The 13,639-nt window shown below is 40.4% G+C and carries 13 protein-coding genes; 2 read left to right on the forward strand and 11 right to left on the reverse strand.

Annotation, left to right across the window (positions count from 1 at the left end; genetic code table 11):
• Positions 1-42 precede the first annotated feature (42 nt).
• Positions 43-369: a hypothetical protein gene (locus tag EHQ31_RS05340; RefSeq protein ID WP_135570247.1), complete on the reverse strand. Its 327-nt coding sequence runs from the start codon at positions 367-369 to the stop codon at positions 43-45.
• 152 nt (positions 370-521) lie between these two features.
• Here EHQ31_RS05340 and EHQ31_RS05345 point away from each other — a divergent pair, with 152 nt between their 5' ends.
• Together EHQ31_RS05345 and recJ are read left to right on the forward strand one after the other, a co-directional pair.
• Entirely contained in the window at positions 522-842 is a 321-nt protein-coding gene (locus tag EHQ31_RS05345) for a bactofilin family protein (protein ID WP_135570249.1), read from the forward strand.
• Positions 830-2,800, forward strand: a complete 1,971-nt coding sequence (gene recJ, locus EHQ31_RS05350; protein WP_135570251.1) for a single-stranded-DNA-specific exonuclease RecJ — start codon at positions 830-832, stop codon at positions 2,798-2,800. Before EHQ31_RS05345 ends, recJ begins: the two co-directional genes overlap by 13 nt.
• 94 nt (positions 2,801-2,894) lie before the next feature.
• Here recJ and EHQ31_RS05355 read toward each other — a convergent pair whose 3' ends face one another.
• The 10 genes from EHQ31_RS05355 to EHQ31_RS05400 form a co-directional block, all read right to left on the reverse strand.
• Entirely contained in the window at positions 2,895-3,428 is a 534-nt protein-coding gene (locus tag EHQ31_RS05355) for a cupin domain-containing protein (RefSeq protein WP_135570253.1), read from the reverse strand.
• A 100-nt stretch (positions 3,429-3,528) separates the two neighbouring features.
• Positions 3,529-4,971: an NADH-quinone oxidoreductase subunit N gene (locus EHQ31_RS05360; RefSeq protein WP_135570256.1), complete on the reverse strand. Its 1,443-nt coding sequence runs from the start codon at positions 4,969-4,971 to the stop codon at positions 3,529-3,531.
• Between the two features lie 3 nt (positions 4,972-4,974).
• Positions 4,975-6,714 carry a complex I subunit 4 family protein gene (locus EHQ31_RS05365; RefSeq protein ID WP_135570258.1) on the reverse strand — a complete coding sequence of 580 codons (1,740 nt, stop codon included), beginning with the start codon at positions 6,712-6,714 and terminating at the stop codon, positions 4,975-4,977.
• A 1-nt stretch (position 6,715) separates the two neighbouring features.
• Positions 6,716-8,644, reverse strand: a complete 1,929-nt coding sequence (gene nuoL / locus EHQ31_RS05370) for an NADH-quinone oxidoreductase subunit L (protein WP_135570260.1) — start codon at positions 8,642-8,644, stop codon at positions 6,716-6,718.
• Between the two features lie 4 nt (positions 8,645-8,648).
• Complete coding sequence (nuoK, locus tag EHQ31_RS05375; protein WP_135570262.1) at positions 8,649-8,969, reverse strand: NADH-quinone oxidoreductase subunit NuoK; 321 nt, start codon at positions 8,967-8,969, stop codon at positions 8,649-8,651.
• Entirely contained in the window at positions 8,966-9,583 is a 618-nt protein-coding gene (locus EHQ31_RS05380; protein WP_135570264.1) for an NADH-quinone oxidoreductase subunit J family protein, read from the reverse strand. Before EHQ31_RS05380 ends, nuoK begins: the two co-directional genes overlap by 4 nt.
• Positions 9,562-10,632 carry an NADH-quinone oxidoreductase subunit NuoH gene (gene nuoH, locus EHQ31_RS05385; protein ID WP_135570266.1) on the reverse strand — a complete coding sequence of 357 codons (1,071 nt, stop codon included), beginning with the start codon at positions 10,630-10,632 and terminating at the stop codon, positions 9,562-9,564. Before nuoH ends, EHQ31_RS05380 begins: the two co-directional genes overlap by 22 nt.
• A gap of 16 nt (positions 10,633-10,648) precedes the next feature.
• Complete coding sequence (nuoF, locus tag EHQ31_RS05390) at positions 10,649-11,920, reverse strand: NADH-quinone oxidoreductase subunit NuoF (RefSeq protein ID WP_135570268.1); 1,272 nt, start codon at positions 11,918-11,920, stop codon at positions 10,649-10,651.
• A 1-nt stretch (position 11,921) separates the two neighbouring features.
• Positions 11,922-12,410 carry an NADH-quinone oxidoreductase subunit NuoE family protein gene (locus EHQ31_RS05395; RefSeq protein WP_135570270.1) on the reverse strand — a complete coding sequence of 163 codons (489 nt, stop codon included), beginning with the start codon at positions 12,408-12,410 and terminating at the stop codon, positions 11,922-11,924.
• Positions 12,410-13,630, reverse strand: a complete 1,221-nt coding sequence (locus EHQ31_RS05400) for an NADH-quinone oxidoreductase subunit D (protein WP_208652714.1) — start codon at positions 13,628-13,630, stop codon at positions 12,410-12,412. The genes EHQ31_RS05395 and EHQ31_RS05400 overlap by 1 nt, the downstream gene beginning before the upstream one ends.
• Positions 13,631-13,639: the final 9 nt, after the last annotated feature.

Here is a 13,639-nt window from a genome sequence, read left to right on the forward strand (position 1 = left end):
CCATTAAAGGCTTCCGCTTCTAGACTAATCTACATGCAACGATTAAGCCAAAACAGGAGGTGGGAGGTAAAGAAAGTGGAATAAGATAAGAATTTCATGAAAAAATGCAGGTTCTGTTGCTAGTGAGGACCAACGAATGACCGAAACCTTCACCGGCGATTCGTCTCTACGAGAAGGAACCAATTTCAAAACCTGGTTGGATTCTTTAGAGGAAGTAAGAACACGAGTCGTTTCTTCCAACTCGTAGGATTGGTATTGAAAGTCCAAATCTTCGAGAGGAGAAACAAACCGGTCGTCGACCAGATTCAGATTGATGAAAACCGCCAAAAGCAGGATAAACCCTGACTTCCAGAAGCGCCTAATTTTCACTGTTTTTTCCTATTCTTGAGACCCAGGTTCAAGAATAGACCCAGAGACTCAAGTGAAAACCCCGGAAATATGAACTTTTTTTCATTTCCTTTTGATGACAAATACTTGTGTAGTTGCCAAAACTCGAGAGTCAAACAAGACTATCCCTACCGATGAAAGACGAATCTATAGACACCATCATTAGCGACGACATCACGTTTCGCGGAACCCTTTCCTTCAACCAAACATTAAAAATCAAAGGGCAATTCAAAGGCACAATCACTTCTCAAGGCAAACTCATCATTGATGAAACAGGCGACGTAGAAGCTGATGTAGAAGTTGGAAGCCTTGTGGTTCACGGAAACCTAAAAGGAAACGTGGACGCAAAAGATAAAGTTGAACTTAAAAAAAATGGTAAGGTAGTGGGAGATATCAAAACACCGGGACTCGAAGTAGAATTCGGTTCCAAAATTATTGGCAATTGCATCATGTAACCAAGGTTCACTTCGGACCATTACTTTCCGAAGTAAGAACCAAAGTGGATTCCAAACGCCCCCTCTTACGTTACTTAGTCGATAAAAGAGAGGGCCTTCGTAGCATTCATCCCAAAGAACTGCTCACATCCGATTTTTCTTGTTTGCACTCACCTTTCTCCCTTCCCGATCTTTCGACTGCTGTCGAACTGATTCTTTCATTTGTGAAAGAAGGAAAAAAAATCCTCCTCTATGGAGATAGGGATTCGGATGGAGTGAGTTCCACTTGTTTACTGGCTTTCTTTTTAAAATCACATCCGACCTTTTCTTCCATCAATTTAGAAGTGATGGTTTCTTCAGAAAGTGATCCTTACGGTCTTTGTAAAGAAGCACTAACAAAAATTAAAAAAGTCAAACCAGACCTACTCATCACTCTCGACTTTGGATCAAGCCAAGCTGATGAAATCGAAGAACTTACGAAAACTGGAATTCAGGTCATAGTACTTGACCACCATGAAGTTCCTGTTCGTATCCCAACAAACTGTGCTTTGGTGAATCCAAGAAGGACAGACTCCCAATACCCTGAAAAAAAAATCTGCACGGCAGTGCTTTCTTTCAAACTAGTCACCGCCATATTATTCCGACAAAGTGATGAATTTGGAAAAATTTACAGGAAAATAGAATTAGAAGAAGGCGCTGGAAAAAAAGAATCCATTTACTTTCAAAACGGGATTCGATTACAAGAAGAGACAACTACCTCACTACCTTTAGACGACTCTTCGATATTTCCATACCCTGAGGACTTTACCACGGCAATCCCAGTGGATTTGGAAAGAAAACTTTTCTTTTACCAATGTTCCAAGATCCCCGATTTTTTTACTGATTTGGAAGAAGAAACAGACCTGGCAGGAATTGGAACCATCACAGATATGATGCCTCTAGTTGGGGAAAACAGGCATTTTGTCAAACTAGCCCTAAACTCACTCACCAAACTCTATGTTGGTGATAAAAAAAGAAAAGGTTTATCGGAACTTTTAAAAGAACTGAAACTAAGCCCCCAAGGTGTTACCACAAAAGACTTAGGTTGGTCGATAGGTCCGGTCTTAAATTCGGCTGGTCGGATGGGAAAAACGGAGGAAGCAGTTTCTCTGTTATTATCGGAAACTAGTTCGGAAGCCAAAACCAAGGCCAAACAACTCCTTTCCATCAATGAAGAAAGAAAAGAAAGAACCAAACGTAATATGGACCGCGTCGAACGTTATTTCCTTAGAAAACCGGAACGTACCTCACACGAAGTCGTATTTTGTTATGAACCTGATATGGAACCTGGGGTCAGCGGAATTGTGGCCACAAGGATGGTGGATACTTACAAAAAACCTGCCATATTTCTTGCACCTGACAATGGTGATGCGAGAGGAAGCATTCGTTCCTATGGTCCCGAAAATGTTTTAGAACTATTAGAATCTCTCTCTGAACATTTCCTACACTTCGGTGGGCATCCGGAAGCAGGAGGATTTTCTATCAAAATCGATCAAATCCCCGCCTTTGAATCTGCGTTGTATACGGCTGCTAAGGCTTGGTTATCCTTTGATAAAGATAAACCCAAAGTTCATTCCATTGAAACAGATTTTACCGTCCTCACAGAAGAAATCGGTGAAAGATTACTCAAAGAATGGAAAGACTTGGAACCGTTTGGCCAAGGAAATCCCGATATCAAACTTGCAATTAAAAATGCAAAAGCAATCCATCTAACGCCACTTAGTGGAGGGAAACACGTTCGATTCCATTTGATTGGAAGTGGTTCTTTAAAGTATATGATTTGGAATAAGGGAGAAGAATTCCAAAAGTTTATGTCAGAACATGGAAGTTTTGATTTGGTAGGAAGTTTAGAAGAAAATTTTTACCAAGGAAGGACCACCCTTCAATTTATCGTTGAGTGGTTTGGGATCACGGCAGAAAACCCTGCCGTATCAAATTAAAAAAAGTTTTTTTAAGCAAACGATTTAAATCTCTTTAAAGTTCCATTTTTTCCCAAAAGGAATCCCTTCAGAAAAGAAGAGATTCTTTTGTCCATCAAACATTGATTAAAACTTTTGATTCATCCACATAAACAGGAGTCCATCCTGAATTGTCTTTGAAGTAACGAACCGCTTTGATTCTTAAATTTTTGTCGAGGGTAAACCAATGGTTGGTATTGGCAGGGATGGAAAGAAAATCACCTTTACTCACATGGACTTCAAATCTTTCTCCATCAATGATGAATCCAAAAATTCCGCTACCATCAATGATATAACGAACTTCTTCATCTGTATGGATATGTAGTTTATCAAATTTAGCTAACATGTCCTGGATTCCAGGAACTTCGTCATGCAGGACAACGAGGTCATTGGCTTTGTAACCATGTTCTTTCTTTAGTTGGTCAAATCGATATTCCAATCCTGAGAGGACTTCCGCTTTTTCAGCGTCAGTTAAGCCCTTTTGGTCGAGGATGAGATCCAAAGTTTCTGGGGTTTTATAGAATTCATACACAAGACCCTTGGAAACAAGGAAATCCTTAATTGCTGAGGGATCCTGAAGAGTTCCTGACTTTCTTTGAATGGTTGCCATACGAATTACCTACCTACGGACTACCCTTTAGATCCCTTTCTATGAATCAATTATTTTTTCGCTATCCTGGAACTAATTCTGTTATAGCAGATTTGTTATTTTATAACAAAGCCCCAGGTTGGAAAAAGACCCAACCCACTGTGAAAAATAAACTCAAAAGAAATACTAAAAATCCAAGGGTTGGCATACTCGGAAGGTCACGGACACCCGCCACAGCACCCGTCTCTTGTTTCATATAAGATTGAATGGTGATCTTCATATAATAGTAAAAAGCCACACAAGAGTTTGCTACGGCCCCAAAAAGAAGGATTCGATTGAATAATAAATCCGATTCGGCAATTTTTTGCAAAAGGAAAAGTTTAGTCCAAAATCCGATTAAGGGAGGAAAGCCAGCAAATGATAAAAAGATGATAGAAAGAGAAAGGGCCGTTAACGGATGTTCTGCGCTCAAATGTGCGATCCCATTGACAGTCACTTCGTGTTTGCCCTGCTCTAAATAAGAAATAATAGCAAAAGCTGCCAAATTTAATAGAGAATAAGAAAATAGATAATACAAGGCTTCGAGGCCCGCACCGCAAGCGATCCCTGCCACAATATATCCGGCATGAGAAATAGAAGAGTATGCTAACATTCGTTTGAGGTTTTCTTGTTTGAGTGCCACAATATTTCCCCAAGTCATAGAAACAAGAGCAATCACTCCCATTAACACTTTCCAGGATTCTCCCATCTCTCCCACAGGAATATGATTGAATAAAACAATCATTAGTCCGAGAGCCGATGCTTTTCCCGCACTTGCCATAAAACCAGTGATGGGTGTTTGTGCACCTTCATATACATCCGGAGTCCAAGAATGGAATGGAACAAGTGCTGCTTTAAAAGACACTCCTACCAAAAAAAGCCCAAAACCTAACTTTGAAAAATTGGATTCATAACCTTTTAGAAACAGACCACGAAGTGCTCCGTCTAGGTTAGTGGTTCCCGAACCTCCATATAAAAATGCAATTCCCAGTAACATAAACCCAGAGCTAAAGGATCCGAGTAAAAAGTATTTCATGGCACTTTCTAAAGAAGAAACAGAGGTCCGAGCCATTCCAATCATCACATAGAGAGCAAGAGAAAGGATTTCTAATCCAACAAAGATCACAATAAAGTCATAACCTGAGGTAAGAAACATCATCCCCGACAAACAAAAAAGAAGGAGAGGAAAAAACTCAGGAAACAATGTTTTATGTTGAGCGAGAAATGGTGGTGCAATGAGTAAAGTGATAAGACCAGCAATCAAATAAATTCCACTGAGCCAAACGGTAAGAGGACTTAGGGAAATTTGTGAACCAAAAAATTTACCATACCCTGGAGATCCTGTTGTATGATACAAAGCGTACATGGCACCGAGAATTCCAAGAACCGAAAGCACCCAAAGTGGTTTGGAATCATCCTCTTTAGGAACAAGGAACTGAACTACGAGAGAAAGTAAAGCCACTCCACATAGAATGAGCATGGGAGAGATTGCTATTAAATCATTGGAGGATGGAGTATATGACATGGGTTAGTTTCCTATTGTCTCTTTTTGGATTGGTTCCAAGTCAAAATCGGACTCAATGGACTTTTCCAAATTGTCTAAGTTTTCATTCAAATTCGGTTTGTTTTCTTTCACAGAAAGAAAAGCAGGAAGTGCATATTTTGATTGAAATGACCCTAACCTTTCTTCAAAGGATAAAGGTTCTTTTCCTAAACTTGTATAATCAGAAAATTGACGGCTTACCTTTCCACCAAGGAAATCTTTTTGTATGTCTTTTCTTTCTGCTACGGATTGCACCGATGCTGAATTCAAATATACATTGGAGGAAGATTGCAAAATTTCTAAAAATGGTTTTGGATAAATCCCAATCCAAAAAATAAAGAAAACAAGTGGAGATAAAATTCCCACTTCTCTAAAGGTTAAATCTTTATATGGTTTGGCTTGGATGGTTTTACTCACTCCAAATAGGAATCGTTTTACAAACCAAAGTAAATACAAGGCGCCAAGCACCACACCTGTGGCAGCAATGCCACCAAGCCAAATATTGGATTTGATGGCTCCCATAAGAATGAGAAACTCACCCACAAATCCATTGGTTCCCGGAAGTCCCACAGAAGACAGAACCGCTATGAGAAAGAAAGTGGAGAACACAGGCATCTGACCGGCAAGTCCACCAAACTCGGCAATGTTTCTTGTATGAGCTCTTTCATAAATCATCCCAATCATAAGAAAGATCATACCAGTGGATATCCCGTGAGAAACCATCTGCAACATTCCACCCACAACTCCTTCGTTTGTAAAAGAAAAGAGGCCCAAAATACAAAATCCTAAATGGGAAAGGGAACTATAAGCAATGATACGTTTGATATCGGTTTGGACAAGTGCCGCCATCGAACCATAAACGATACCGATGACAGCAAGGATCTGAACCCAATTTTGAGAAAGTAAACTTGGTTCTGGGAAAAAAGGAATACAAAAACGAATGAAACCATATGCACCGATTTTGAGTAATACACCTGCCAAGTCCACCGAACCAACAGTAGGCGCTTGTGTATGAACATCCGGCATCCAAGTATGGAATGGGAAAAGTGGAATTTTGATAGCAAATGCTAAGAAAAAACTAAAAAACAAAAACCATTGGAGAGGTTCGGAATACATTCCGAGACTTGCTGTCGACAAAGACTCAATCGAGGTTTTCCCTGTTTTAAAATATAGGGTGAGTATACCACCTAACATAAACAAGGAACCAGCCATAGAGAATAAAAAGTATTTTAAAGCAGCTTTGGTTCTTTCTTCCCCACCCCAAATTCCAATCATAAGAACCATTGGTAATACCATAAGTTCCCAAAATACATAATAAAGAACGAGGTTACCGGCAGCAAAAACCCCAAGGACCGCTGTTTCCAAAACAAGTAAACAAATATGAAATTCTTTGATTTTCTTTGGAATATTGGACCAAGAAGCAATACTCGAAAGAAAAAACATAAAGGCAGTTAAGGCAAATAAAAGAAGGGAAATTCCATCAAGCCCAACATGGTAGTCTACACTCAGCTTGCCCGATAAAATCCAATCAGGAATCCAGTGGACAAATTGTAATCCCGACTTACTGGAATCAAAAAAGAAAAAAAGACCTATAGAGAGGATGGTTGTAAATGCCGACGAAAGTGCTGAGATGACAACAACTGCCCCTACTCGTTTTTGAAATACAATGAGTAAAGAGGATAAAATTGGTAAAAAGATAATGATCGATAAAATTTGTTCCGGCACCTTACACCCCCCTCGTTAATAGATACACTAAAATACAAAATGTACCAATGACAACATACAAGGCGTAATCGCCAATAAATCCTGATTGGAACCTTCGTAAACCGTTGGCTATCACACCAAAACTCCCACCAATTCCCAAAAAGAATCGATCAAGAATCTTGATATCAAAAAAGAATGCCACTCCTTTTGATAAAAAGAGAAAGGGCCGCACAAAAAGAAAATCATAGATTTCATCGATATAGTATTTATGGAAAAGAATCTTTCGAAACCCTGTATGTTCTTCCAGAATGGGGCTCTGTTTTCTTTGATAAAGGAAATAGGCAAGGATAAGTCCAATGGTGGCAATTCCTACAGAAAAAGCAGCTAACGAAAGTTCCACGTCATGAACTAAAGATTTGTGTTCGGCTAAAGTTCCCTGAAGAGAAGCCAATTCATAGCCTTTTGACAATACAGGAGCAAAAAATCTTTCTAAAGCATCGATATGTAAAAAGAAATGTGGGGTCTGTAAAAAACCGGCAACCACAGCACCTGTCGCAAGAATTACCAGGGGCAAGGTCATAGTCCAAGGAGATTCATGAACTTTGTGGTGGGGGTCCGTGTTGTCCTTTCCAAAGAATACAACAAAGACAAGTCGGAACATATAAAACGAAGTGAAAAAAGCTGCCACAACGCCCATTGTCCAAAGGATAGAACCAAACGCACCGTAGGTGTAGGCTTTTTCTAAAATTAAATCTTTGGAAAAAAATCCAGAGAAAGGAAAAAATCCTGCAATGGCAAGAGTTCCCAGTAAAAAAGTAAAAGAAGTGACTTTGATTTTTCCGAAAAGTCCACCCATATGTTTGATGTTTTGTTCATGATGGAGGGCGTGAATCACTGAACCTGCACCAAGAAAGAGTAAGGCTTTAAAAAATGCATGTGTCATCAAATGAAAAAGTCCCGCCACATAACTCATGCTACCCATCGCAAGAAACATAAAACCTAATTGGGAAACAGTCGAATATGCGAGAATTCTTTTGATATCGTTTTGTAAAGTTCCAATGGTGGCAGCAAACAGAGCTGTTACGGCTCCAATGATGGCGATGAAAAGAGAAGTTTCCGGTGCGAGTAAAAATACAAAGTTAAGCCTAGCAATGAGAAATATCCCGGCGGTTACCATTGTTGCCGCATGAATGAGAGCAGAAACGGGAGTGGGACCTGCCATCGCATCAGGCAACCAAACATACAAGGGAATTTGGGCCGACTTACCCATAGCTGCAATAAAGAAAAAAAGTGCTACAATGTTTGCATAATTTGCAAACTCACCCATTTCACTTAAATTGGTTTGGAGTTGTAAGTATTGTAAACTACCACCTAACCAAAATAAGAATCCAGTTCCTAATATAAATCCAACGTCTCCAATTCTATTAAGGATGAATGCTTTCATCCCCGCTTCTGCTGCGGAGCTTTTGTCGTAATCAAACCCTATGAGTAAATAAGAAGATAAACCCACCCCTTCCCAACCAAGAAAGGTAAGCACTAGGTTGTCACTGAGAACCAAGTTTAACATACAGAATATAAATAAATTCAAGTAGGCAAAAAATCGATTATATCCCGCATTCCCTTTCATATAACCCATCGAGTACAAATGGATGAGAGATCCAATGCCTGTGATGATAAGAGTCATATAAAGAGAGAGTTGGTCGATTTGGTAACCAAAAGAAGATTTAAAATTACCCACCACAATCCAATCAAACACAGGGACCAAATGCGGTGCGGTTCTTTCCATTGGCCGGAATTCGTTAAACGCACCTAAGGTGATAAGGAATGGTATGAACACAGCCAAGGTCCCAATGGCACCGGCAAACCTATGAGGAATCTTGTCTTTCAAAAGACCATTATGCAAAAAACCTAGGAGAGGAAGAAGGACAACTATCGGAAATAAATCTAACATAGGATTACCATCTCATCGATTGGAGTTCATCCACATTGGTGGATTTTTTATGCCGGAAAATGGCAATCACAAGCGCTAGTCCCACAGCCGCTTCAGCTGCGGCAATTGCCATCACAAAGAAAACAATGGTTTCCCCTGAAATATGCGAAAGCGCTTTGGAAAAGGTAACAAAAACTAAATTCACTGAATTTAAAATGAGTTCCACTGACATAAAGATGATGACGATGTTTCTTCGGATGAGAACACCTAGTACACCAATGGAAAATAAAATTCCAGCAAGACCTAAAATGTATGAAACGGGAATGCCATTAATGAATTGGTTCATAACACGTTGTCCTTCGTTTGTTCTACTTCCGTTAGTCTTTTTTTGGCAAGGATCACTGCACCAAGAACAGCCACGAGAAGTAAGATAGAGATCATTTCAAAAGGGAGTAAATAATCTAAATAAGTGGAGGCACCGACACTGGCGACATTCCCTTTTGCATTGATAGTTCCCGTTCCTTGGATAGGAAAAGAATACTCGGTTAGTTCATATCCTTTTCCTTTTTGTTCTGAATGAGGAACTCCTGTTGTGAGTGCACTATACAATAAAAAGAAAAAACACAAGGCAAACAGAGAAAGTAAAACCAAACGGATCGGGTGTTTTCTATAACGCGAAAGAGTTTCTGTTCTTTGCGAAAGTAGCATCAAAACAAATACTATGAGAACCATAATTGCCCCAGCATACACTAACACCTGCATGGTGGCAATAAACAAGGCACCCATAATTCCATAAATCCCTGCAAGAGCAAAGAATGTAAAAACAAGGGAAACTGCAGATACAACTGGATTTTTTTGAAAGATGACACTAAGGGCCGTAACCACAGTGACTGTCCCAAAAAAAATAAATAATAAAAAGGATGGAGAGGATTCAAAGTTCATATAAATAATTTCATCCATCCTTCTTTCCAATATACTGTATAAATCGCTGCGAACATCACAGCAAAAAGTCCCCAAGGGATCATTTTTTTCCAACCCAGTTTCATGAGTTGGTCATAACGAAAACGAGGAAGGGTCCAACGAACCCAAATAAACAAAAAGGCAAAGAATAGAACTTTTAAAATAAAAAATCCAAGTCCATAAAATGCTTGGTAAGGAGAACCTGCCCCTAAGTGAAATGGAACGTTGTATCCGCCAAAAAAGAGTAAGGTAGTAAGACAAGACATGGTAATCATGTTCATGTACTCGGCCAAAAAGAAGAGTGCGAACTTAAAAGCCCCATATTCTGTATGAAACCCAACAACCAGTTCCGATTCCGCTTCTGCAAGGTCAAAAGGAAGGCGATTGGTTTCGGCAAACATCGCAGTTACATAAATAAAAAAGGCAACAAAACCAGGAGGAGACAAAATATTCCACATGTCTTTTTGGGAATCACTAATGTCTGTTAGTTTGAGTGATCCGGTCATAATCACAATCACAACAATGGAAAGTCCCATAGGAAGTTCGTAACTAATCATCTGAGCCGTAGAACGAACCCCACCAAGTAACGAGTATTTGTTGTTACTGGACCAACCTGCAATCATAATTCCATACACAGAAAGGGAAGAGATGGCAAGCATGTATAAAACCCCTGAATCGGGATTGGCAATTTGTAAATCAATGGTTGTGACACCTGTAAGTGCTGCAAGCCACTCCGGTGCCGGAAGACTTCCCCCAAAAGGAATCACAGCCCAGGCCATAATGGCACAAGTCATAGAGATGGTGGGAGCCAAAAGATACATCCCTTTGGATACGTTTTTTGGAAAAATTTCTTCTTTGGCGATGAATTTGATTCCGTCAGCAAGAGGTTGGAAAAGTCCAAAAATTCCGGCACGGTTGGGGCCCGGACGATCCTGGATAAAACCAGCAAACTTACGTTCGGCGAGCGTGTAATAGGCCACACCCGTTAAAATGATAAAAAACAATGAGAGGATTTTAATTCCCCAAGCAAGTATTAGAGCCCAGTCCATAATGTTTCGATGACCTTTAGTGAGAGATGCTCACTTCCTTTTTCAATCGAGCCGAGAACTCTCCTTTAAACTTTGTCATCGTTGGACGGACTGCCATAACACAAGCATCCGCTAACGGACAGATGGTGGTTCCACCTTCCATATTCCTAGACAAAGAAAAAATGAGTTCTACATCTTTTTCTGTTCCTTCTCCGATTTTAATTTTATGAAGAAGGTCTTTTACCCAATGTGTACCTTCCCGACAAGGTGTACATTGACCACAGGATTCATGTGAATAAAACTCTGCCAATCGGTATGTGGTTTCCACAAGATCTGCAGATTCGGAAAGAATGATGACCGCCCCAGAACCTAACATGGATTTGAGAGAAGCAATCGATTCATAATCCATAGTTGCCGTCATGGCCTCTTCTGCTGTGAGAATCGGAGAAGAACTTCCTCCCGGAATCACTGCTTTGAGGGTCCCATCATTTTTTATCCCACCACAGATATCGTAAATGAGTTCTTTCATGGGAGTTCCCATTTCGACTTCATAAATCCCTGGTTTTTTCACATGTCCGCTGACAGCAAAAAGTCTTGTTCCCGGTGATTTTTCTGTTCCGATTTTTTTGTATTCTTCTCCCGTCATACGAATGATATGCGGAACATTACAAAATGTTTCCACATTGTTCACAACGGTAGGACATGCATAAAGACCAGATACAGCTGGAAAAGGAGGTTTTAATCTTGGATGGCCCCTCCTTCCCTCAAGGGAATTGATGAGAGCCGATTCTTCCCCGCAGATATAAGCACCTGCTCCGGAATACACAACCAAATCAAAATCATATCCAAGGCCTAAGATATTTTTTCCAAGAAGGCCTGCTTTGTATGCTTCCTCAACAGCCGCTTCCACAATCCGAATTCCTTTATGGAACTCACCTCGAATGTAAATATAACCTTGGTGGGAGTCGATTGCTTTGGCAGCAATGACCATCCCTTCGATGAGCATATGTGGGAATTTTTCGATTAAAAGTCGGTCCTTAAAGGTTCCCGGTTCCCCTTCGTCCCCATTACAAATTAAGTATTTGGGTTTGTCGGTTTTAGGAATGAATCCCCATTTGTTTCCTGTGGGAAAACCGGCACCACCGCGACCACGAAGGCCGGAGTTTTTCACATCGTTTACGATTTGTTCGGCGGTCATTTCCGTCAGAGCCTTTTTTTGGCTTTCGTATCCGCCGACAGACCGGTAATGGCTTAAAGTATGGGAATCCGCGGCACTAACATGAGTTGTGAGAAGAGTTTTTAATCCCATTTTATACCTGCTTTTCCAATTCGGAAATGATAGCTTCGATTTTTTCCGGTGTTAGGTTTTCATAATATTTGTCGTTGATTTGAGCCACTGGCCCAAACCCACAAGCACCGAGGCACTGCACTTCATCCACTGTGTATTTTTTATCACCCGTGGTTTCACCCGGATCAATTCCTAATTTGGAACAAACATGTTCGGTGATGGAATCAGATCCCGAAAGATAACAAGAGATATTTCCACAAATTTGGATATGGAATTTACCCACAGGTTTTTTATTGTACATGGTGTAAAAGGTAGCAACGCCATGAACATGAGCTAAGGAAATGGGATCTCCAATTCGGTCTGCAATGTACTGCATCCCTTCCTGGTCCACAAAACCTTTGTCAGCTTGTAGTAAAAAAAGACAGGGTAAAATTAACGAACGTTTGCTCGGAAATTGTGGAATCAACCTCTGGAACCTTATTTCAGAATCTTGTGAAAATTGATAGGCCATTAACAATCCAACTCCCCTGCAATGACATTGAGTGAAGACATAGTGGCAATGGTGTCAGCAAGTAAGCCCCCTTTAACAAGTTCCGGGAACGCTTGGTAATACCAAAAACAAGGACGTCTTACATGCACTCTCCAAGGAGATTTTTCCCCTTCGGATACCACATAAAAACCGAGTTCTCCATTGGCAGCCTCGGTGGACATATAGTATTCTCCCGGAGGCACCTTCACTCCGTGCATAATGATTTTAAAATGGTAAATGAGTTCTTCCATATTGTGATACACACGATCTTTCGGCGGAAGGAAAGTGTGTGGAACATCGGCATGGTATGGACCTTCTGGGATTCCATCGATAAGTTGTTCGATAATGCGCATGGATTGACGCATCTCTTCCATACGAACAAGAGTTCTGTCTAGGGCCGATCCATCTTCTCCCACTGGAATGTCAAAACCAACTTTGTCATAGAACATATATGGATCATCTTTTCTTACATCCCAAGGAACACCGGCCGCACGTAGGTTCGGACCAGAAAATCCATAGGCAATCGCACGATCCGCAGATAAACCACCAATCCCAGCTGTTCTTTCATTAAAAATTTTATTACGAATGAGAAGGTCCTGGAATTCATCTAAAGCAGGTTTTAAACCTTTGATTACCGTTTTGATTTCGGATTGGAATTCGGGATAGATATCACGTTCCATTCCACCCACACGACAGAAAGTTGTAGTGAGCCTAGCACCCGTTAGTTTCTCTAAAATCTGATAAATATTTTCTCTATGGTGAAACAAATGGAGTAAGCCAGAAAAAGCTCCAAGGTCCACACCCATAATTCCATTACAGATGATATGATCCATAATCCGAGATAGTTCCGAGATGATCATTCTTACATAAGTAACACGATCGGGAACTTGGATTTGCATCATTTTTTCAACGGTAAGGATCCAACCAATATTATTGAGTGGAGTGGACACATAGTTCATACGATCGGTACAAACTAAGAACTGATTGTAATCGTAACGTTCACCTAATTTTTCAAAACAACGATGGACATACCCAATGACGGATTCTGTATCCACCACACGTTCTCCATCAATTTGGATTACGTTTTGTAAAATTCCATGAGTGGCGGGGTGACTGGGTCCCAAGTTAACAAGTAAATGGCCTTCCGGTAGATCTTTGAATTTTTTTCCAAAGTGTTCGGCTGTTTTTTCGTACATTACCATAATGATTTC

The sequence above is a fragment of the Leptospira montravelensis genome, assembly GCF_004770045.1.
GTDB classification, from domain to species: domain Bacteria; phylum Spirochaetota; class Leptospiria; order Leptospirales; family Leptospiraceae; genus Leptospira_A; species Leptospira_A montravelensis.